Source organism: Thermodesulfovibrio sp. TK500a (assembly GCF_055381765.1).
Map to the genome: position 1 here is coordinate 1,322,735 of NZ_AP041606.1, position 20,004 is coordinate 1,342,738.

Below are 20,004 nucleotides of genomic sequence, written 5' to 3' on the forward strand. Positions count from 1 at the left end.
TATTAACCCTCCCTTTTGAAAAACTTATTTATAGCTTTAACAAAAGCTTCATTCTCCTCTTTTAAGCCTATCGTAACTCTAATCTCCCGTGGTCCTACGGGTCTGATTATAACGCCCTCCTTTAGTAGAAACTCGAAAATCTCCTTTGAAGATTTGCCATCCGGTAAAATTATATATATGAAATTTGTCTGTGTAGGAAGATATTTTATTTGGGGAAGCTTATCAAGTTCCTCATATAGATATCTCTTGCCGTCTTCATTTAAGCTTAATACCCTATGTAAATGCTCTTCATCCTTAAGTGCCGCTTCTGCTGCAATCTGAGCAATCGTGTTTGTGTTAAAGGGTTCTCGTATTCTGTTCATTTCTCTTATTATTTCTGCTTTAGCAATGCCATAACCTATTCTGAGGCTTGCAAGTCCATATGCTTTTGAGAAAGTCCTCAGAATTAAAATATCTCTACCGTCTTTAAAATATTTAAGTGTATCAGGATAGTCTGGGTCTTTAACATATTCATAATAAGCTTCGTCCATTATTACAAGAACTCCATCGGGTAATTCTCTCATGAAATCTTCAAATTCATCTCTATGGTTCATTGTTCCTGTAGGATTATTCGGATTGGAGATAAAAACAATTTTGGTCTTTTCTGTAATTTCATTTAGCATTCCCTTAAGGTCGTGTCGCCAGTCTTTAAGTGGTAACTCTTTGGCAATTCCTCCCTGAGCTGTCACGCTCATAGAATATACTATGAAGGATGGTTTTGCCATTATTGCCTCATCTCCAGGACCTATATAAGTTTTTACAGCGATGTCTATGAGCTCATTTGAGCCATTACCGAGGATTATCTCATCATGAGTTATAGGGGTATTTTTTCTTGAGAAGACTTCGCATAGGGCATTCTTGAGATAATATCCGCTTCCTTCTGGATATCTGGCTAATTCTTCAGGTTGAGAGAGGAACTCATTGATAGCTCTAATGACCTTTGGAGAAGGACCTAAAGGATTTTCATTGGAGGCGAGTTTTACAGCCTTCTTGATACCAAGCTCCCTTTCCACTTCTTTTATTGGTTTGCCAGGAACATAAGGCTGAATTTTTTCCACATAGGGAAGCGGTTTAATCATTTTTTTCCTCCTTTTTATTCAAAAATTGGATAAGACCCTAAGTGCACCAGCTCAATACAGTATTTTTTTATCTCATTTAGTGTTTCCTGGACTTTTTGGTCTTCAATATGCCCGATAAAATCAACGAAGAAGATGTATTCCCACTTTCTCATTTTTGCCGGTCTTGATTCTATCTTTGTTAGATTTATTCCTGCATCCTTGAAGGGCTTAAGGGCATTGTATAGAGCGCCTGGTTTGTCTTGAAGAGAAAACATGATAGAAGTCTTGTCAGAACCTGTTTTCCCGGGAAAGCTTTTGCTTAATACGAAAAATCTCGTATAGTTGTGCTTGTAATCTTCGATGTGCTTTGCTACGAATTTAAGGCCGTATAATTCTGCTGCAAATTCACTCGCTATGGCAGCTATTTCTTCATTTAAAGATGCTTGTCGAGCAGCCTCGGCAGTTGAAGAAACATCAAAAATAGGTATAGTTGGCATATTCCTGTTCAACCACTCTCTGCATTGAGCCCTGGCATGGGGGTGGGAGTAAATTTTTTTGATACTTTTTTTATCTCCCGTTAAGGAAAGAAGATGATGAGATATGGGAATTATTATTTCGCCTGATATTTTTACTTCATACTGCATAAACATGTCTAATGTTAAAGTAACCGTTCCTTCATTTGAGTTTTCTATAGGAACAACACCAAATCTACTAATTCCCTTCTCAACATATTCAAATATATTCTTTATGCTTTCAAGAGGCTCTAACTGAACAAAGCTACCAAAGTATTTTATAGCAGCAAGATGAGTGAAAGTTCCCTCCGGTCCAAGATAGCTGACTTTCTGTGATTCCTGTAATGCAAGAGTGGCCGATAGAATTTCTCTAAAAAGTCTCTTTATGGTCTCATCAGGAAAGGGGCCATTGTTTAGCTTGACAAGATTATTTATGATATTTTTTTCCCTTACAGGGTCATAAAACAGAAGACCTTTTTTTCTTTTTGCTTCTCCAATTTTTATGGCAAGTTTTCCTCTTTGATTCAGTAATTCAAGGAGGGTTTTGTCAATTTCATCAATCTCTTTCCGTAACTGTTCAATTTTATCTTCTGCCATTTTTTATTTTATATTATGTCACTCTACAATCACAATATTGTTAGTTCTAACTTAATTAACTTCTTGCTGGATTTTTATTAAAAAGAATTAAACATTCCTTTTTTATCTTTACGATTGGAATAATAATCCTGTTTACTGTGATATAATTATGAAAGGTTCTACGATTAAAAGGGGGAATAGATGAGAGCAATAATGAAAGCATTCAAAAAGGCCGTGGCTCTTGACAGCAAAGTTCACAAAGAGCTAAGAGTAAAAATGCCTGTAGATTTTTCTTTTATGAAAGAAGTAGAAATAGTTCCTCTTACTTACTCAGAGATACTAACTGCTACAATGTATTATCCTGTAATGTTTGGACTGCAGGACAATGCTGTCTTTCCTTTTGCAGTTATAGGCATCAACAACAGAAATGTCTTTTTAAGAGATGACGGTACATGGAAGGTTGATGCAATTCCAAATGTTTGTAAACACTATCCCTTTGGTATTGTGAAGGAGGGAGAAGACTATACAATAATTTTTGACGAAGCCTTTTCTGACGAGGAAGGCTTTAAATTGTTCGAGGAAGAAGGAGACAGCGAGTTTTTCGCAAAAGTTAAGGCTCGATTAACAGAGCTTGCAAGAGATTTTTATGATGCCGAGGAATTTTCTAAGGAGATTTTCAATATTGGCTTATTAAAGCCCCTTAATTTGGACATAGAGACAAAACTTGGGAAAATGCAATTCAGAAATCTTTTAATGGCAAATTTAGAAGTTTTATCAAATGTCCAGCCAGAAAAACTGTATTCTTTGAATTCGAAAGGATATCTTCTAATTATCCATGCTCATTACTTGAGTTTGAGGAATTTTAAGATTTTCGATATATTTGCAGAGGCCCAGTAAAATTTTAGATTTTTATTATCTCTCCGCCGCCTAAAATTTTTATGTTGTATTTTTTTGCTGAATTTATCTCTTTCTCTATTTTTTTCCTGTAAAATGGCTTAACATGGGTTACGTAGATTTTTCGGGGAGGATGTTCGAGCCTTGAAAGGTCCTCAAAAAGTAATGAAGGTGTTAGATGTCCTGTTTTAAGAGCTATATCCTTTAAATCATCTGGGAAAGATACTTCAATAATAAGAGCATCCAGATTAATTTTGCCAAGAGCATTCCAGGTCTGTTCTGATGGACCTGTATCTCCTGTGTAGAAAAGAGTTTTGTTTTCCTTCTGGACAAGATAACCAACAGCGGGCACTGTATGCTGTACGGCAACTGCAGTTATATTAAAACCATTAATTGTGACGGTCTCACCTTCTTTTATTTTTTCAAGCTTAAGTATGGAGTTCTTTTTACTTGGAATAGCTGTAAAATCAGGCCATAATCTTTGATTGAGAAGATGTTTTTTCATGTCCTCAACTACGTCATTTATAGAAAAGACTTTTATCTGCGATTTTTGACCGCTTATTACTATATTGTCTGCAAGAAAAGGTATGTCTCTGATATGGTCAAGATGAGCATGAGTTATAAATATGTATTTTATTTTCTGCTGTTGTCTGAGGGTTAAAGAATTTGTAACCCCACCTGCATCAAAAAGTAGGCAGTCGTCTATGAGAAAGGAAGTCAGATGTTGTCCAGGCATATCAGAACCAGAGGCACCCAAAACTCGAAGTTTCATTTTATAAGCTCTCCTTTTCTGAAGGCTTCTATTAGATGGTCTACTATCTGAGGGTCAAACTGCGTTCCCGCTTTATTTTTAAGTTCTTTGAGGGCAATTTCAAAGGAAAGTCCTCTTCTGTAAGGCCTGTCTGTAGTCATTGCATCGAAGGTATCTGCCACTGCTATAATTCTTGCAATCAGAGGAATTTCCTCTCTTTTTAATTTTTCAGGATAACCGGAACCATCAAATTTTTCATGGTGATATTTTACTCCCGGTATTATTTCTTTAAGTTTTTTAACATGCTTGAGTATTTCTGCCCCATAAATAGTATGATTTTGTATAGATAAATACTCCTCTTCAGATAGTTTATCCTCTTTTAGTAAAATAGAGTCTCTTATTCCTATTTTTCCTATATCATGAAGAATGGCTGAAAGTTTTAATTTTTCGATTTCATCTCTGTCAAGTCCCATTTGATTTGCAATGGCAATGCAATAATCCATTACTCTTTTTGTATGACCGCCTGTGTAGGGGTCTCTTTTTTCAATGGTATCGGCCAGGGCAAAAACAATTTCGTAAAAAGTTTCTTTTAGCTCTCCGTATAACTTCGCATTCTCTATGGCAATTGCTACTTGATTTGAGATAGTTCCGAGAAGTTGGGCATCATAGTCTGTAAACAGGTTGTTTCTTTTATTTATCGCCTGAAGAACTCCTATTAGCCTTCCTTTGTTAATGATTGGGACGCATACCATACTTTCAGTTTTGAAGCCACTTCTCTCGTCAGCTCCTTTAAAGAATCTCGGGTCATTTTGGACATCATTGACCACAAGAGGTTTTCTGTTCTGAGCTACCCAGCCGGCAATGCCCTCGCCAAGTTTAAGTCTTATGGTTTTTATTTTGTCCGCTTTTTCTCCGATGGCAACATCAAAATAAAGCTCATTTTTGTATTCATCGTAAAGAAGTAGACTTCCAGCTTGACAATCGAGCATTTTAATAGAGTAGTCTATTGTTTTCTTTCTTATCTCTTCAATTTCTAAGGATGAGTTTACTATTGCCGAAAAATCGAGTAATTGTCTTAAATGTTCTGCCTGAAAATTAAAGGAGGCATGCTGCATCGACATGGATTATAACAGGTATCTTTTTTCCAATACAAGATTTTTTTCTAATATATTAATAACTTGCTCAATTAAAAAATTCTTATCAAGGCACTTTCTGTTTTCGCATGTATTTGGAAAACAGGGAGGACAGCTGCTTTCTCTTATAAGGTGTGTTTTAACTCCTATGGGATGCCATACTTTTGGATTCGTAGGGCCGAAAATCACGATAGAGGGAACTCCGAGATAGCTACTTAAATGGCTTATTCCGCTGTCAACTCCTATGTACAAAGAAGCTTTGAGAAGAGTCTCGGCGACTTCGATAATATTATCGGAGTAAAAAATGTCCTTACCTTCTTGCCATGTTTTTCTCTCGGCAGGTCCAACTAAAAACAGTATTTCAAAACCTTTTTTTCTGATTAGATTTGCCAGTTCAATAAAAAAAGTCTTTTCAGGAGCTTTCTTTATTGAGCCACTTCCAGGATGGATTATGCAAAGGTTAGATTTTTTTTCAACTTTAAGCCCTAAATTAAGCTTATTTGAAAACGGCTCTTCACTTAGGTTTAGTTTTTTCAGATACCATTTAACAACCCATTCTTCCTCTTCAGGTATAGGTTTTACGTAAATTGAATTTTCTGAAAAACCACTTATAGCTCTGTTTTTTGAAAATACGATGGCGAAGTCAAATTTCTCTTTAGGCTCATAGAAGGTTACTTTATTACAGAAACCTGCCATCCGGCAGAGAATGAAGTATTCGGGATTTCCCCAAACAGTAATATCATATCCTTTTTTGTTGAGTATTTCTATGACAGGGAAGGTTAAAATGCTATCACCTAAGCCTCCAATGCGATAAATAAGAACTTTCATGATATAATTTTAAAGCATGCCATTGATTAGAACAACCTCTGGAGAAGTATTTGAGGCTACAGGTAAGAGCATTCTTGAGTGTTTGCAGATTAACAGCATATTTGTGCCTGCTTCCTGCGGTGGTAGGGGAATCTGTGGAAGATGCAAAGTAAAAATTTTAGCTGGTTCTGTCACTTCAAGATCTTTTTTCGGAATTACCGACAAAGAAAGGCAGAATGGCTATGTACTTGCCTGTCAGAGCCAGCCTTTAGAAGATATATTAATTGAGATTCCAGAAAAATTAATAACAGTAAGCAGCAAAATATCATGTCAACGGCAGAATCTTATTGATAGAATTTTTAAATCTGAGCCCTCTATCTTTGAACCACTCGTAGAAAAGATAAAGCTGTCAATTAAACCACCCACTGTTGATGATTCAATGGCAGATTTTGAAAGGCTCTGTTCCTCTATGGGAAAAAGACTTTTTATAAGTAGAAATGATGCAGAAAATTTAGGAGATATTCTGCGAAAAAATAGCTGGCAGTTGAGTTTTGCTTTAGTTGATAACGAAATAATAAGCTTTCTTAGAGAAGAAGACAGACCCTATGCCCTTGCCATAGATATTGGAACAACGACGGTTGTAGCTGCTCTTGTTGACTTAGAAGAAAAAAGGGTTGTTGACCATGTAAGTTGTTATAATTCTCAGATTTCTTACGGAGATGACGTTATTACAAGAATTATTTTTGCTGAGGAAAATTCGCTTGGATTAAATAAGCTTCGAAAGGCAGTTGTAGACGACATAAATGCCCTTATAAATGCACTTTCTGTCAGACACGGAGATGCCAAAATCCTTTATGCTGTCATATCAGGAAATACAACAATGTGTCATCTTTTCTGGGGATTAAATCCTTCTTATATAAGACAAGAACCCTATACACCCGTAATTAATAATTACCCCCTCTGGAAGGCATCTGAAGGAAAGCTTGCCCTTAAAGAGAATGTTCCCGTATACACCGTTCCTTCTGTGGCAGGCTATGTGGGAGGAGACATTGTCTCAGGAGTGCTTGCCTCAGGAATTTATGAGGAAGACGAAGTCGCTCTTTTTATTGACATAGGAACAAATGGAGAGGTTGTGGTGGGTAACAAAGACTGGCTCGTAACAGCTTCTACTTCAGCAGGCCCCTGTTTTGAAGGCAGTGGAATTAGTTGTGGTATGAGAGCAACAGAGGGAGCAATAGAGGCCTTTAGCTTTGAAGGGGACGATTTAAATATAAGGATAATTGGGAATAAAGAACCTATTGGAATATGTGGTTCGGGAATGATTGATATTGTTGCGGAACTTTTTAGAAAAGGAATAGTTAATCAAAAGGGCAGGCTAATTAAGGAAGCTTCTAAAAATGTATCTATGGTGGATGAAGAACTACGCTTCACAATAAGCAATAATTGCTATATCTCCCAGTCTGATATTGACAATATAATTCGGGCAAAGGCTGCTATTTATGCGGGCATCTCTACTTTACTTCACGAGGTAGGCATCTTGGAGAAGGAAATAGGAAAGGTTTATATAGCAGGAGGATTTGGAGAGTTTATAAACATAAAAAATGCAATCAGTATCGGAATGCTCCCTAATTTTGAAGAAGATAAATTTACATTTCTCGGAAACACATCCCTTACAGGTGCTATCCTCTGCCTATTAAGCAAAAAACTGAAAAATAAAGCTGAAGAAATAGCAGATAAGATGACTTATATTGACCTTTCCCGTTCAAAAACTTTCATGGACGAATATGTCTCAGCCTTGTTTTTACCACATACAGACATTGAGAGATTTAAAAAAGGAACTTTCAAGCTTTAAAATATACTTTTATAAAGTCGGAGCGAGGAGGAAGAATGAGGATTTTTAATACTATGACTGGTAAGGTTGAAAACTTTGAACCTTTAGAGAATAAAAAGGTAGGAATTTATGCCTGTGGTGTTACAGTTTATGACCTCTGTCACATAGGACATGCAAGAAGTGCTGTTGTTTTTGATGTAATTGTCAGGTATTTGCGATACAAAGGTTACGATGTAAAATTTGTGAGAAACTTTACAGACATAGACGACAAAATCATTAACAGGGCTCAGAAAGAAGGAATCTCTTGGAAAGAAGTGGCCGATAAATATACAAACGAATATTATAAAGACATGGACAGATTAGGCATTGCAAGGGCTGATATAGAGCCTAAAGCAACGGAACACATGCAGGAAATGATTGAAATAATTAAAGCTCTTATAGAAAAGGGCTATGCCTATGAGGTTGACGAGGGAGAGGCAAAGAGTGTTTATTTTTCTGTTGATAAATTCTCTGGGTATGGCAAGCTTTCAAAGAAAAAATTAGAAGACCTAATACACGGCGCGAGAGTTGAGGTTGATGAGAGAAAAAAAAGTCCCCTTGATTTTGCGCTCTGGAAGGCATCAAAGCCAGGAGAGCCATGGTGGGAGTCTCCGTGGGGCAAGGGAAGACCAGGATGGCATATTGAGTGCACAGCCATGTCTATGAAGCATATCGGAGAAACCCTTGACATTCACGGAGGCGGGGCAGACTTGATATTTCCACACCATGAAAATGAGATAGCCCAGTCAGAGGCTTACACAGGTAAGCCTTTTGCAAAATATTGGATTCATAACGGTTTCGTTACTATTAACAAAGAGAAAATGTCTAAATCTCTTGGTAATGTGCTGAATATAAGAGATTTGCTTGAAGTTTATGATGCCGAAGCTTTAAGGTTGTTTTTACTCTCAAGCCATTACAGAAGCCCAATCGAGTTTGACCATGAATATCTAAAAGAATCAGAGGCAATGCTCGACAGATTTTACAGCACTTCACTGAGGATAGAGGATTTGAAGGCTTTTGATAAAGGCTCAAAAAAAAGCCTAACCATAGAACTTAAACCTTTAGTTGAAACTTTAAAAACTAAATTTGAAGAGGCTATGGACGATGACTTCAATACTGCTAAGGCAATAGGTGTTATATTCGAATTCATAAAGGAACTAAATCGCCTAATGGACAAAAAACCATCGTCGGAAGAGGAAATTTCTCTTATTAGAGAGGCTGAGATAATTTTAAGAGAACTCGGAGGTGTGCTTAATATTTTTCATAGAAAAGCAATTGATTGGTATAGAGATTTGCTTCATTTGAAGCGTATACCTCTCTTAGAAGAGGAGATTGAAGAGCTAATAAATGAGAGAACTCAAGCAAGAAAGGAAAAAAACTGGCATAGAGCTGATGAGATTCGTAACTTTCTTCTTACAAAGGGTATAATCCTTGAGGATAGACCTGACAAGACTGTATGGAAAGTAAAAATTTGATATATATCTATGGCGTAAATCCTGTTGAGGAAGCATTCAAAGAAAGTAATGTTATAAAGGAAATTTATGTTTCCAAAGATAGAGCTCAAAGACTATCAAAGATATTAGAGTTAGCAGAGAAAAATTCCATACCGGTAAAATTAGTTGATAAGTTCTTTTTAGATAAAACAGTTAATGGAGTGCATCAAGGCATTGTAGCAAAGGTAAAATCAAAAAAAACAATTAGCATTGAAGATGCTCTCATAATTCCAGAAAAAATGAATGAGCCTGCCCTTTTTCTTATTCTCGACCTCATTGAAGACCCTCAGAATTTTGGAGCAATCTTGCGAGTTGCCGATGCTACGGGAGTTCATGCTGTATTTTATCAAAAAAAACGCTCTGCCGGTCTTGTTCCTTCTGTATGGAAGACCTCTGCCGGCGCCATATGGCATGTAAATCTTGTAGAGGTAAATAATATCAAATACGCCATTAGAGAGCTCAAGGAGAATGACATAGCTGTTATAGCTACCGATGCTAAAGAGGGAGATATTCTGTGGAATTTTGATTTCAAAAAGCCTGTTGCCATTGTTTTAGGTTCAGAAGGCAAGGGTGTAAGGCATACAGTTGGAAAATTAAGTAATATACTCTTAAAAATTCCCATGAAAGGCAAAATATCGTCTCTCAATGTATCTACTGCGGCAGCAGTAATACTCTTTGAAGCCTTAAGGCAGAGGGGTTTACTTGTTAAGTAGTTCTTTAAACTGCTTGTAGATAGCCTGATATTCTAAGTAGGTTCTTTTAAAAATTGGGAGGAAATAATTGAGGTCTTTTATATTTAAGAGAAGATTTGCACCTTTTGCAAAAGCAGAAAGCCTATCGGAAGTTTTGAAATTCTGCCCTAATATTATTAACATCATATCTCTTCTGCGATACATTGGTAAATTGACGACCCATTGAATGATTTTGTTACTTTCTGGTTTTTCTCCAGCAAAATTCTCGTTGACAATAACGTAAGCAAAGTCTTCAATTTCAAGATTATTTATAGCTTCATCCACTGTTGAGGAAGTAACGACATCTATGTTAATAGCTTTAAGAATTGCGGAGAAATTTTTTTGCACCTCCAAATTGTTTTCGCATAAAAGAGCCTTCGGCATCAGACTCCTCTCTTTATTTTTTTGTCATACTCCAAGTCTATCTTAAGTCCTTCTATATCAGTGGTTTTCTCTCCTCTTTTAGCCTTAATTTTATCTATTTCCATAGTTACCTTAGAACGTCTTGAGGCGTAGGCTATAGCTGTTTCTTCAGTTATTAGTCCCTCTTCATAAAGTTTAAGTATGCTCTGGTCAAAGGTGTGCATACCAAGTGCCACTGAGGTTTCAAGAACATCATAAAAGGTTTTTTCTGCTGTTTCGCCGTTTATTATTAAATCACGGACTCTTAAGTTTTTTCTTAAAATCTCTGTTGCTACAATTCTTCCACCGCCTACTTTAGGAAGGAGTCTCTGGCTTACTACCCATTTTAGAAGGTCTGAAATTCTGAGTCTCACATAACTCTCATCGGAGGGAGGAAACATTCCAATAGCTCTTCCTACTGTCTGCCCCGCATCAGTAGTATGCATTGTGCTTAAGACAAGATGGCCTGTTTCTGCGGCCTGCATTGCTATCTCAAGGGTTTCTCTATCTCTTATTTCGCCTACGAGGATTACATGGGGAGCTTGTCTTAAAGCAGCTCTTAAACCATCGGCATAGCTGGTAAAATCTAATCCCATCTCTCTCTGATTAAAAGTTGATAGTTTATGATTGTGAACAAATTCTACCGGGTCTTCGAGAGTGATAATGTGACAGGGTCTTGTGTTGTTAATAATCTCAAGTATAGCTGCTAAAGTAGTCGTTTTTCCAGAGCCTGTAGCACCTGTTACAAGAACAAGTCCCATTCTTTCCTGGGCAATTTCTTTTATGATATCCGGTAAACAAAGTTCTTCAACTGTAGGAATCCTTATAGGAAGTTTACGCATAACAATCGAATAGTTTCCTTTCTGAGAGAAGATATTTACTCTGAATCTTGCAGAAGGAATAGCATAGGCAAAGTCACAGTATCCCTCTTTTAGAAGATTTTGAATTAGTCTTTTCTGCCCTTCTATCATTGTAAGAGCCAGTATCTCTGTGTGGAAGGGTTTTAAACTTTCGATGGGGACTTCGTCGAAGTAGATATTTTTAAGTTCGCCCCAAACCATTATCTGAAGAGGTCTGCCTACGGTAAAGATTATATCCGACACTTCGGGATGGTAATTTGATAGCTTTTCCAGTAAAAAGTCAATTTCCTGTTTTCTCATTACTGTATTGTTTCAGGAGCTTCTTTTAAAAATTTTACAAATTTTTGTTTATCTGTTGCCCTCTCATAAGCATCTTCAGGTGTAATCTTGCCTTGCTGTAGCAGGTCTATTAGTGCATCGTCCATTGTTTGCATTCCAATCTTTTTACTTGTTTGCATTATGGAGAGTATCTGGTGCGTTTTACCTTCTCTTATTAGGTTAGCTACGGCATAAGTATTTATTAAAATCTCACAAGCAGCTACTCTCCCTTTTACATCGGCTCTTTTAAGGAGGGTTTGAGCAACAACAGCTTGGAGAGATTCACTTAGAGAGGTTCTCACTTGTGCCTGCTGTTCTGGAGGAAAAACATCTATGATTCTGTCAACGGTCTTTATTGCCGATGAGGTATGAAGAGTGCTAAATACCAGATGGCCTGTAGCAGCAGCTTCGAGGGCAAGCTGAATTGTCTCCATATCTCTCATCTCACCTACAAGTATAATATCAGGGTCTTCTCTGAGAGCTGCTCTTAGGGCTTTTGCAAAAGAGGCCGTATGACTGCCGACTTCTCTGTAGGATATGACACATCCTTTATTAGGGTGAACAAACTCGATAGGATCTTCAATAGTGATAATTCGTTCCTTTCTGTTTGTATTTGCATGGTCAATTATGGATGCAAGAGTGGTAGATTTTCCTGAACCTGTGGGACCTGTTACAAGTATAATTCCCTTTCTAAGCATTGCGAATTTTTTAAGAACCGATGGTAGTCCAAGTTGGTCTATAGTTTTGATTTCGTTAGGGATGTGTCTAAAGGCTGCACCAATTCCGTGTTTGTGCATAAAGTAATTGACACGAAAACGGGCAATGCCTTCTATCTCATGGGCAAAATCTAAGTCTCCCGTTTCCTCAAATATTTTAATTTTTTCTTCGGGAGTTATTTCATAAAGAAGCTTCCTCAGTTCGGCGTTATCGAGTTCTTTATACTGAATCCTTACGAGTTCACCGTTAATTCTCAATATTGGCTGACTGCCTGCTACAAGATGAAGGTCGCTGGCTTTATTTTCAAGCATCAGTTTAAAAAAAGCATCAATTTTTGCCATAGATGAATTATACCATGATTTGAGACAGAAGTAAACTAATGGTATACTAAAAAGTCTATGGATATGGAACTGATAATTTTTGATCTCGATGGAACGCTTATTGATTCCTGTGAAGATATAAGACAAGCATTAAATTACTGCTTTGAAATTAATGGTGGATACGGTGGTTTCAGCTCCGATGAAGTAAGAAAAATGGTGGGAGAGGGAGTAAACATTCTTATAGAAAAAGCACTTAAAACGAGAAAGTTAGACATTCCCGCAAAAGAGATGATAGATTGTTTTATAAACTATTATAGAAAGCATATAACAGACCATTCAAAGCTTTATCCTCAAGTAAAGGAAACTCTTGAGGCACTGAGAGGGCTGAAAAAGGCAGTTCTTTCTAATAAGTTAACAGAACTGAGTCTTCTTGCAATGGACAATCTTGGGATAAGACAGTATTTTGATTTTATAGGAGGAAGTGATACTTTTAAAGAGAAAAAACCCTCCCCTATGCCTGTCTTAGAAATTATTAGAAAGTTTAATACATTACCAGAAAAAACAGCCATTGTAGGAGATAGTGATATAGATATTAAAGCTGGCAAGGCTGCGGGTGTTAAAACTATTGCTGTTACCTATGGTTACAGAGAAAGAGAAGCCCTGAGAGAAGCTGATTTTATTATCGATAAATTAAGCGATATTTTAAAGATTATTAAGGGTAAATTCTGATGAGTTATTTCATAGTTTTTGCAGGGAAAGGTGGAACAGGCAAAAGCACCCTTGCTGCCTTAACTGTCAGATATCTAAGGGATAAAAAGTTAATGCCCGTGCTTGCAGTAGATGCAGACCCTAATTTCTGTCTACCAGAGCTTTTGGGCATTTCTTCCTTTGAAACCTTAGCAGAGATAAGGGATAATGCCTTAAACAGCAAGCCCGAGGGAATGTCTCTCGATGAGTGGCTTGAGATTGAACTTAATAGGATTGTTGAGGAATCAGAGGGATTTGACTTGCTTGTCATGGGAAGACCCGAAGGAAGCGGTTGCTATTGTGCTGTTAATAATGTTTTAAAGAGGATTTTGCAGGAGATTTCAGAGCAGTATAAATACATAGTGATTGATAATGAGGCAGGAATGGAACACATAAGCCGAGGGATTGTAAACAAGATAGACTTACTCTTCGTAATAGGAACTCCTGCAAAGAGTAGTCTGCAGGCTGCTTTAAGAATAAACGAGCTTTCAAAGGAGCTAAACCTTTCGCCAGAGAGGAGAATTTTAGTTATAAATCAAGCTACCGAAAAATTGGAAGAGCACAGGATATTTTCAAGTTATTTTGAAAAGGTTAGCTATCTGTGTTTTGATGAAGAAATAAAAAGAATTAGTGAGAAGGGTGGTAGTATTTTTTCTCTCAAAAATCATTCCTCAGTAATAAGAGATTTCTATTCACTGCTGGAGGAAGAGATTGGAAGATAAATTTCAAAAGCTTGTTGAGATAATGGAAAAGCTTCGCTCAGAAGAAGGCTGTCCTTGGGACAGGGTGCAAACTCATGACACACTCAAAAGATATCTGCTTGAGGAGACTTACGAACTAATTGAAGCAATTGAAAAAAAAGATTATCGAGGCATAAAAGAAGAACTTGGTGATTTGCTCTTGCAGGTGGTTTTTCACAGTAAAATAGCAAAGGATGAAGGCTATTTTGACATAAATGACGTGATAGATTCGATTTCAAGAAAGATGATTAATAGGCATCCGCATGTTTTTGGCAATGCCTCCTTCAACACTCCTGAAGAGGTTTTAACTCAGTGGGATGAAAGGAAAAAAGAAGAGGGAAAACTTCAGAGTTCCATACTCGAAGGAATTCCTCAAGCTTTACCAGCTCTTCTTAAGGCTTACAAAATTCAGTCAAGAGTTGCAAAAGTAGGATTTGATTGGGAGAACTTGGAAGGAGTTTTATCAAAAATAGAGGAAGAAATCGAAGAACTTAAAGTTGCCCTAAAATTAAACAGCAAGGAAAAAATAGAAGAGGAAATAGGAGATATTCTATTCAGTATAGTTAATCTCGCAAGATTTCTTAAAATAGACCCGGAAACAGCCCTTAGAAAGACGAATCAAAAGTTTGAAGAGAGATTTAAAAAACTTGAAGAGCTTGCAATAAAGCAAGGCAAGTCTTTAAAGGATATGTCCCTTGATGAGATGGACAATCTGTGGGAGAAAATAAAGGAGTCTGAGTAATTAGTATAGTTTAGACAAGTCTGCCACAGATTTCAGCATTTCAGAAAGCTCCTGTAAGAGAGCGATTCTATTTCTTTTTATCTCTTCGTCTTTATCCATTACAAGAACGTTGTCAAAAAAATTGTTAATAAAGGGAGTTAAGTTGTTCATATATCTTAAGGCATCTGAAAAATTTTGATTTTTTATATAGAAAGTTAAGCCTTCCTCTGTTTGTCTCATCTTTTCATATAGTTGTTTTTCCTCTGTTGCTGTTAGTAAATTCGGATGGAGGGATAATTTTTCTTGATTTCTTATTATGTTGAAAACTCTCTTTACAGCAAGTAAAAAAGTTTCAAAATTATCGCTATTTCTAAATTCTTTTACAGCCTCAATTCGCCTCTTAATCTCATAGACAGGAAGAGAGGGAATAAGGTCGCTTATTGTTCTAATCAGATGAATTTCAAAACCATAGATTTCAAGGAAGCTTTCAAATCTTTGACTCATGAAAACAATCAGTTGTTGTTTTATATTTTCCGCTGGAGCTTCATCAATAAAATCTACGAGATTTATTATGCTTAGAGGATATTTTTTCTCTAAGAGGATGTATAAAATGCCATTTGCAGCTCTTCTCAATCCAAAAGGGTCTTCTGTGCCAGAGGGAATTTCGCCGAGGCTAAAAAAGGAGTAAAGATGTTCAAGCTTATCAGCCATGCTGAGAATACAGCCTAATTCATTTGATGGTAATTTGTCATTAAATCCTCGAGGAAGGTAATGCTCTCTTATTGCCGTGGCTATCTCATCAGAAAAGCCTGTTTTTTGAGCATAATATCCTCCCATTATACCTTGCAATTCGGGAAACTCGCTCACCACTCCGCTTGATAGGTCTGCTTTACAGTATTTTGCAGCCTGTTCGACTATTTTTATCTTTTCTTCCCTTATGATTTTTGCAAGTTTAAGAGCTATTTTTTGAATGCTGAGGGTTCTGTCATAAAGACTGCCAAGTTTTTCATGATAGATAATTCCTTTTGTTGATTCAAGCATTCTCTCAAGGCCTTTTTTAAGGTCTTCTTCATAGTAGAATTTTGCATCTTCAAATCTTGCTTTAATAACTCTTTCAGCGCCTTTTCTAATGTTTTCAGCGTTTTCTAACTCTGTGTTGCTCACTACAATGAAGAAATTTTTTAGCTTATTGTCACTGTCGGTAATGGCAAAATATCTCTGATGGTCTTTCATAACTGTAATGAGCAATTCTTCGGGCAATCTCAAATAATCTTCAGAAAAGCTGCATAATACAGCGTTTGGATACTCAACTAAGCAATTGACTTCTTCGAGCAACTCTTTATCAAACAGGATTTTACCGCCTACAGTTTCAGCAAGCCTTTGAATCTGTTCGGATATCAAGGCTTCTCTTTTATTGTGATTCACAATAACAAAGGCTTTTTCAAGGGCTTTCTCATATGCGTTTATTTCTTCTATTCTTAGACTGCCATCGTATAGGAATCTATGCCCATAGGTTATGTCAGAGGCCTTTATCCCTTCAATTTCAAATGGAACAATCTTATTTTCATAAAGGGCTAAAAACCATCTTACAGGTCTTACAAATTTAAGATTTAATCTTCCCCATCTCATCATTTTAGGAAAACTAAGGGAGAAAAAAAGCATTTTCAAAATGTCAGGCATTATTTCTTCTGTTTGTTTCCCCTTTTGTTTTAAGACAGCGCAGACGTATTTACCCTTTCCTTTAGGCATTATCTGTAAGTCCGATATTTCTACTCCTTGTGCTTTTGCAAATGCAAAAGCTGGCTGTAGTGGAGCACCTTCTTCATTAAAAGCCAAATGAGCAGGGGGACCCCAGACTAATTTCTCCTCAGAACCTTGTTCTGAAGAAACTTCTGCTATAAGTGTAAGTCTTCTCGGGGATGCGATGGTCTCTATGTAGCTTATCTCAATTTTGTGTTCTTCTGTAATTTTTTTGAAATTTTCTGCCATTTGTAATATTGCTACGGGAATAAATCTTGCAGGAATTTCCTCTACACCTATCTCAAAGAGAACTTTACCCATCTAAGTCTCCGTATTTTTTCTTAAAATAAGCTTCTGCACAGCCTTTTGCAATAGCCCTTACTCTTGCTATATAGTTTGTTCTTTCTGATACAGAGAGCACTCCTCTGGCGTCTAATAGATTGAAAAGATGAGAACATTTAAGGCAAAATTCGTAGGCTGGAAAAATAAGCTCTAATTTTCTTAGTCTTATTGACTCTCTTTCATATTCATCAAAATGTCTTTTTATTAAGTCTGGGTCTGAGTAGTCGAAATTAAAATATGAAAACTCAATTTCTCCTTGTCTGTGGATATCTCCGTAGGTCATATTTTTGTTCCATTTTATATCAAAGACGTTCTCAACTTCTTGAAGATACATTGCTATTCTTTCCAGTCCATAAGTAATCTCCACTGATATGGGTTTTAAATCGATTCCTCCAACCTGCTGAAAATAGGTAAACTGGGTAATTTCCATGCCATCAAGCCATACTTCCCAGCCAAGACCCCAAGCACCAAGAGTAGGACTTTCCCAGTCATCTTCGACAAATCTTATGTCATGTTTTTTCGGGTCTATTCCAAGTGCTTTAAGACTGTCCAAATATACTTCCTGCGAATTTTCAGGAGAAGGTTTAAGTATAACCTGATACTGATAATACTGACCAAGTCTGTTAGGATTCTCTCCATATCTTCCATCTGTTGGACGTCTACATGGTTGGACATAGGCAGTGTTCCAGTCTTCTGGACCTAATACTCTGAAGAAGGTGGCAGTATGGAAAGTGCCTGCTCCAACCTCAAGGTCATAAGGCTGCAAAATTACACATCCTTTATCTGCCCAATATCTGTTTAGAGTGAAAATTATTTCTTGAAAATACATAGATTTTCATGATACTTTAGCGTAGAGGCTTCTGTCAATGTATCCAAGAGTTTTAATAGCAGGAACACGTGGAGGGTCTGGTAAAACTACCGTTACTCTCGCAATTATACGAATGCTTAAAAAGAAAGGCTATAATGTCTTTACCTTTAAAAAAGGACCAGACTATATTGACAGTGGCTGGTTAAGTCTTTTCTCAGGCAATCCCTGCTATAATCTTGATACTTTTATGATACCTAAAGAAAAGGTTGTCCAGTCATTCCTTGAAAGAGCAAAGGGAGATTTTTCTGTTGTCGAAGGTAATAGAGGTCTTTTTGATGGTCTTGACGTAGAAGGTTCTGTAAGCTCTGCAGAGCTTGCTAAGATACTTAAACTGCCGATAATTTTAGTAGTAGACTGCACAAAGATGACTCGTTCTGTAGCAGCTGTTGTAAACGGTTTTGCTAAATTTGATAATGAAGTAATCATAAAAGGCATAGTTTTAAATCAAGTAGCAAATTCAAGGCATGAAAAAATAATAAGGGATTCGATAGCAAAGTACTGTTCTGTAGAGGTTGTAGGAGCTATTCCAAGATTTAAGGGAATAAAAATGCCTGAAAGGCACATGGGATTACTACCCCATCAAGAGCATGAAACGCAGCAGGAGGCTGAAGAATTCATAAATAAAGTGTCCGAATATTTAGACCATAAAAAAATAATCGAAATTTTAGAAAGCGCTCCAGATATAAACCATACTAAAAGAACAAAAAAAATTAATCCTCTCGGCAAAGGACTGAAAATCGGCGTTATGAGAGACAGAGTTTTTCAGTTTTATTATGAGGAAAATATCGAAGAATTGAGAAAACACGGTGCTAAAATTATAGTTATAAACTCTATTGAGGATAAAACTATTCCCGAAATTGATGCTCTTTATATTGGAGGTGGTTTTCCTGAGACAAATGTGAAAGATTTGAGTAACAATCAAGAACTTATGAGAGATATAAAAAATCTTGCCGAGAAGGGACTTCCAATATATGCCGAATGTGGTGGGTTAATGTACCTATGCAAAAGCCTTATAACTGAAGAAGGCGAATTTCCGATGGTAGGAATTTTCCCTTTTCGATTAAAGATGTTCAAAAAACCACAAGCCCATGGCTATGTTATAGCCAAAATAAACGGTGATAATCCTTTTTATGAAAAGCAAGTCGAATTGAAGGGGCATGAGTTTCACTATTCAAAAGTGATAGAATGCGATAAAATGCCTCCAATGAGCTTTCAAATGCTAAGAGGGGAAGGGATATTAGATAATCTGGATGGAGCTGTTTACAGGAATACTTTGGGAACTTATGTTCATATTCATGCACTTGGAACAGAAGAATGGGTAAAGGGTATATTAAAAAAAGCGAGAGAGTATAAGGAGAGCAAAAATGGCTAAGAGAGAACTGCCAACATGTCTTTTCTGCGGAAGGGTTATAGACCCTCCAGAAGAGAAGAACACTGATTTTGGCGTTATATGTTTTGGAAAATGTTCATGCGGAGCTCTTTATGTTTGCGAACCCACAGGTCATAATCAGGGCGAAGCACTTGCGGATGCTATGTTTCTTGTTTCTCCACAGGGAATAGAAAATATTGAGTTGGGCACTAACTATGAGCTTAGAGAAAGAGACTATGATTTGCGAACTCATCAGTATGTCTATGTTAAAACTTCCCGCTTCAACGGAAGGCTTTTTTTTATTAAGGAATTGACGGGAGGTATAAATCCTAAAATGCACGAACGAATAAACATTAACAAGAAAGACTTTATCTCTCTTCTTGAAAAAATGGACTTTGAAACAATAGAAAAAGCCTCTCTTCAGAACCGTAATATTTTTAGTTGGCTTATCTCGCTATCTTATGACAGGGAAAGTCCTATTTCTTGGAAGGCCATAGATGCTATGGGACATGTGGCAAAGGCATATGTATTAGCCCAGAAAATAGAGCCCCTTAGAAATACTATAAGAAAGCTTCTATGGTCTATGACAGATGAATCAGGAGGAATTGGCTGGCGGTCTGCCGAGCTAATTGGAGAGATAATCATGGCTGACCCTGCTCTTTTTGAGGATATAATACCTATTCTATGGTCACAGAGAGAGGAAGAGAGCTTTCTTGAGAGCGTTTTAAGGGCAATGATTAGGCTTTCAAGTAAGATAAATCTTTCTGATTTTATTAAATTTGAAGATGATGAATTAGAGAGACTTCTTGAAAATGAAAGAGACGACATAAAGGCTTTAACGGCCATACTTATTGAAAAAATAAAAAGCAAGATTTCTGTTCCCGAAGGCATTAAGGATACGCTTTTGTCTGTTTATAATAAAGGCAGAATTATGAAATTAAAGGCTTCAAAAGCTGAAAAATTTTTATAATTTTATAAACTAAATTTATTTGACTT

Annotated in this window: 19 protein-coding genes; 9 read left to right on the top strand and 10 right to left on the bottom strand. The window is 36.8% G+C overall.

Annotated elements, in window-relative coordinates:
• Nucleotides 1-2 precede the first annotated feature (2 nt).
• Complete coding sequence (gene hisC, locus ACZ430_RS06980) at nucleotides 3-1,118, bottom strand: histidinol-phosphate transaminase (protein ID WP_297209598.1); 1,116 nt, start codon at nucleotides 1,116-1,118, stop codon at nucleotides 3-5.
• A gap of 14 nt (nucleotides 1,119-1,132) precedes the next feature.
• Complete coding sequence (pheA, locus tag ACZ430_RS06985) at nucleotides 1,133-2,206, bottom strand: prephenate dehydratase (protein ID WP_297209595.1); 1,074 nt, start codon at nucleotides 2,204-2,206, stop codon at nucleotides 1,133-1,135.
• A gap of 180 nt (nucleotides 2,207-2,386) precedes the next feature.
• Here pheA and ACZ430_RS06990 point away from each other — a divergent pair, with 180 nt between their 5' ends.
• Nucleotides 2,387-3,082 carry a SapC family protein gene (locus tag ACZ430_RS06990; RefSeq protein WP_297209590.1) on the top strand — a complete coding sequence of 232 codons (696 nt, stop codon included), beginning with the start codon at nucleotides 2,387-2,389 and terminating at the stop codon, nucleotides 3,080-3,082.
• Nucleotides 3,083-3,086: 4 nt separating this feature from the next.
• Here ACZ430_RS06990 and ACZ430_RS06995 read toward each other — a convergent pair whose 3' ends face one another.
• The 3 genes from ACZ430_RS06995 to ACZ430_RS07005 are packed head-to-tail and all read right to left on the bottom strand — an operon-like array spanning nucleotide 3,087 to nucleotide 5,791.
• Nucleotides 3,087-3,851 (bottom strand): 3',5'-cyclic-nucleotide phosphodiesterase, encoded by a 765-nt coding sequence (locus ACZ430_RS06995; RefSeq protein ID WP_297209587.1) that lies wholly within the window; start codon nucleotides 3,849-3,851, stop codon nucleotides 3,087-3,089.
• On the bottom strand, nucleotides 3,848-4,951 hold the full coding sequence (locus ACZ430_RS07000; protein WP_464910455.1) for an HD domain-containing phosphohydrolase: 1,104 nt from the start codon (nucleotides 4,949-4,951) through the stop codon (nucleotides 3,848-3,850). Before ACZ430_RS07000 ends, ACZ430_RS06995 begins: the two co-directional genes overlap by 4 nt.
• Before the next feature lie 3 nt (nucleotides 4,952-4,954).
• Nucleotides 4,955-5,791: a glycosyltransferase family 9 protein gene (locus ACZ430_RS07005; protein ID WP_297209581.1), complete on the bottom strand. Its 837-nt coding sequence runs from the start codon at nucleotides 5,789-5,791 to the stop codon at nucleotides 4,955-4,957.
• Nucleotides 5,792-5,807: 16 nt separating this feature from the next.
• Between ACZ430_RS07005 and ACZ430_RS07010 the strand changes: the two genes are divergently transcribed.
• The 3 genes from ACZ430_RS07010 to rlmB are packed head-to-tail and all read left to right on the top strand — an operon-like array spanning nucleotide 5,808 to nucleotide 9,846.
• Nucleotides 5,808-7,622 carry an ASKHA domain-containing protein gene (locus tag ACZ430_RS07010; protein ID WP_297209578.1) on the top strand — a complete coding sequence of 605 codons (1,815 nt, stop codon included), beginning with the start codon at nucleotides 5,808-5,810 and terminating at the stop codon, nucleotides 7,620-7,622.
• 35 nt (nucleotides 7,623-7,657) lie between these two features.
• Nucleotides 7,658-9,115 (top strand): cysteine--tRNA ligase, encoded by a 1,458-nt coding sequence (gene cysS, locus ACZ430_RS07015; protein ID WP_297209575.1) that lies wholly within the window; start codon nucleotides 7,658-7,660, stop codon nucleotides 9,113-9,115.
• The gene (gene rlmB / locus ACZ430_RS07020; protein ID WP_297209572.1) at nucleotides 9,097-9,846 is read left to right on the top strand and encodes a 23S rRNA (guanosine(2251)-2'-O)-methyltransferase RlmB; all 750 of its coding nucleotides are present in this window, start codon (nucleotides 9,097-9,099) and stop codon (nucleotides 9,844-9,846) included. Before cysS ends, rlmB begins: the two co-directional genes overlap by 19 nt.
• Here the strand turns inward: rlmB and ACZ430_RS07025 are convergent.
• From ACZ430_RS07025 to ACZ430_RS07035, 3 genes are read right to left on the bottom strand one after another with little or no spacing between them, the layout of a single operon-like run.
• Nucleotides 9,832-10,248 carry a hypothetical protein gene (locus tag ACZ430_RS07025; protein ID WP_464910456.1) on the bottom strand — a complete coding sequence of 139 codons (417 nt, stop codon included), beginning with the start codon at nucleotides 10,246-10,248 and terminating at the stop codon, nucleotides 9,832-9,834. The two genes, rlmB and ACZ430_RS07025, sit on opposite strands and share 15 nt — an antisense overlap.
• A complete protein-coding gene (locus ACZ430_RS07030; protein ID WP_464910457.1) occupies nucleotides 10,248-11,426 on the bottom strand; it encodes a type IV pilus twitching motility protein PilT in 1,179 nt (392 codons plus the stop codon). The genes ACZ430_RS07025 and ACZ430_RS07030 overlap by 1 nt, the downstream gene beginning before the upstream one ends.
• Complete coding sequence (locus ACZ430_RS07035) at nucleotides 11,426-12,502, bottom strand: type IV pilus twitching motility protein PilT (RefSeq protein ID WP_339943948.1); 1,077 nt, start codon at nucleotides 12,500-12,502, stop codon at nucleotides 11,426-11,428. Before ACZ430_RS07035 ends, ACZ430_RS07030 begins: the two co-directional genes overlap by 1 nt.
• A gap of 63 nt (nucleotides 12,503-12,565) precedes the next feature.
• On the opposite strand from ACZ430_RS07035, the gene ACZ430_RS07040 reads away from it, so the two are divergent.
• From ACZ430_RS07040 to mazG, 3 genes are read left to right on the top strand one after another with little or no spacing between them, the layout of a single operon-like run.
• Nucleotides 12,566-13,210 (top strand): HAD-IA family hydrolase, encoded by a 645-nt coding sequence (locus ACZ430_RS07040; protein WP_464910458.1) that lies wholly within the window; start codon nucleotides 12,566-12,568, stop codon nucleotides 13,208-13,210.
• The gene (locus ACZ430_RS07045) at nucleotides 13,210-13,950 is read left to right on the top strand and encodes a nucleotide-binding protein (protein ID WP_464910459.1); all 741 of its coding nucleotides are present in this window, start codon (nucleotides 13,210-13,212) and stop codon (nucleotides 13,948-13,950) included. The genes ACZ430_RS07040 and ACZ430_RS07045 overlap by 1 nt, the downstream gene beginning before the upstream one ends.
• Nucleotides 13,940-14,710 carry a nucleoside triphosphate pyrophosphohydrolase gene (gene mazG, locus ACZ430_RS07050; RefSeq protein ID WP_464910460.1) on the top strand — a complete coding sequence of 257 codons (771 nt, stop codon included), beginning with the start codon at nucleotides 13,940-13,942 and terminating at the stop codon, nucleotides 14,708-14,710. The genes ACZ430_RS07045 and mazG overlap by 11 nt, the downstream gene beginning before the upstream one ends.
• On the opposite strand, the gene glyS is transcribed toward mazG, so the two are convergent.
• The gene (gene glyS / locus ACZ430_RS07055) at nucleotides 14,711-16,750 is read right to left on the bottom strand and encodes a glycine--tRNA ligase subunit beta (RefSeq protein ID WP_464910461.1); all 2,040 of its coding nucleotides are present in this window, start codon (nucleotides 16,748-16,750) and stop codon (nucleotides 14,711-14,713) included.
• Nucleotides 16,743-17,600, bottom strand: a complete 858-nt coding sequence (locus tag ACZ430_RS07060; RefSeq protein ID WP_297209549.1) for a glycine--tRNA ligase subunit alpha — start codon at nucleotides 17,598-17,600, stop codon at nucleotides 16,743-16,745. The genes glyS and ACZ430_RS07060 overlap by 8 nt, the downstream gene beginning before the upstream one ends.
• A 37-nt stretch (nucleotides 17,601-17,637) precedes the next feature.
• Here ACZ430_RS07060 and ACZ430_RS07065 point away from each other — a divergent pair, with 37 nt between their 5' ends.
• Complete coding sequence (locus ACZ430_RS07065; RefSeq protein WP_297209547.1) at nucleotides 17,638-19,011, top strand: cobyrinate a,c-diamide synthase; 1,374 nt, start codon at nucleotides 17,638-17,640, stop codon at nucleotides 19,009-19,011.
• Complete coding sequence (locus ACZ430_RS07070) at nucleotides 19,004-19,978, top strand: DVU0298 family protein (RefSeq protein ID WP_297209544.1); 975 nt, start codon at nucleotides 19,004-19,006, stop codon at nucleotides 19,976-19,978. Before ACZ430_RS07065 ends, ACZ430_RS07070 begins: the two co-directional genes overlap by 8 nt.
• Nucleotides 19,979-20,004 lie beyond the last annotated feature (26 nt).

Coding starts and splice junctions, on each gene's coding strand:
- ACZ430_RS07070 (WP_297209544.1), top strand. CDS start 19,004: ATGGCTAAGAGAGAACTGCCAACATGTCTTTTCTGCGGAAGGGTTATA.
- rlmB (WP_297209572.1), top strand. CDS start 9,097: ATGGAAAGTAAAAATTTGATATATATCTATGGCGTAAATCCTGTTGAG.
- pheA (WP_297209595.1), bottom strand. CDS start 2,206: ATGGCAGAAGATAAAATTGAACAGTTACGGAAAGAGATTGATGAAATT.
- ACZ430_RS07025 (WP_464910456.1), bottom strand. CDS start 10,248: ATGCCGAAGGCTCTTTTATGCGAAAACAATTTGGAGGTGCAAAAAAAT.
- glyS (WP_464910461.1), bottom strand. CDS start 16,750: ATGGGTAAAGTTCTCTTTGAGATAGGTGTAGAGGAAATTCCTGCAAGA.
- ACZ430_RS07045 (WP_464910459.1), top strand. CDS start 13,210: ATGAGTTATTTCATAGTTTTTGCAGGGAAAGGTGGAACAGGCAAAAGC.
- hisC (WP_297209598.1), bottom strand. CDS start 1,118: ATGATTAAACCGCTTCCCTATGTGGAAAAAATTCAGCCTTATGTTCCT.
- ACZ430_RS07000 (WP_464910455.1), bottom strand. CDS start 4,951: ATGTCGATGCAGCATGCCTCCTTTAATTTTCAGGCAGAACATTTAAGA.
- cysS (WP_297209575.1), top strand. CDS start 7,658: ATGAGGATTTTTAATACTATGACTGGTAAGGTTGAAAACTTTGAACCT.
- ACZ430_RS07060 (WP_297209549.1), bottom strand. CDS start 17,600: ATGTATTTTCAAGAAATAATTTTCACTCTAAACAGATATTGGGCAGAT.
- ACZ430_RS06995 (WP_297209587.1), bottom strand. CDS start 3,851: ATGAAACTTCGAGTTTTGGGTGCCTCTGGTTCTGATATGCCTGGACAA.
- ACZ430_RS07040 (WP_464910458.1), top strand. CDS start 12,566: ATGGAACTGATAATTTTTGATCTCGATGGAACGCTTATTGATTCCTGT.
- ACZ430_RS07005 (WP_297209581.1), bottom strand. CDS start 5,791: ATGAAAGTTCTTATTTATCGCATTGGAGGCTTAGGTGATAGCATTTTA.
- ACZ430_RS07035 (WP_339943948.1), bottom strand. CDS start 12,502: ATGGCAAAAATTGATGCTTTTTTTAAACTGATGCTTGAAAATAAAGCC.
- ACZ430_RS07030 (WP_464910457.1), bottom strand. CDS start 11,426: ATGAGAAAACAGGAAATTGACTTTTTACTGGAAAAGCTATCAAATTAC.
- ACZ430_RS07065 (WP_297209547.1), top strand. CDS start 17,638: ATGTATCCAAGAGTTTTAATAGCAGGAACACGTGGAGGGTCTGGTAAA.
- ACZ430_RS06990 (WP_297209590.1), top strand. CDS start 2,387: ATGAGAGCAATAATGAAAGCATTCAAAAAGGCCGTGGCTCTTGACAGC.
- ACZ430_RS07010 (WP_297209578.1), top strand. CDS start 5,808: ATGCCATTGATTAGAACAACCTCTGGAGAAGTATTTGAGGCTACAGGT.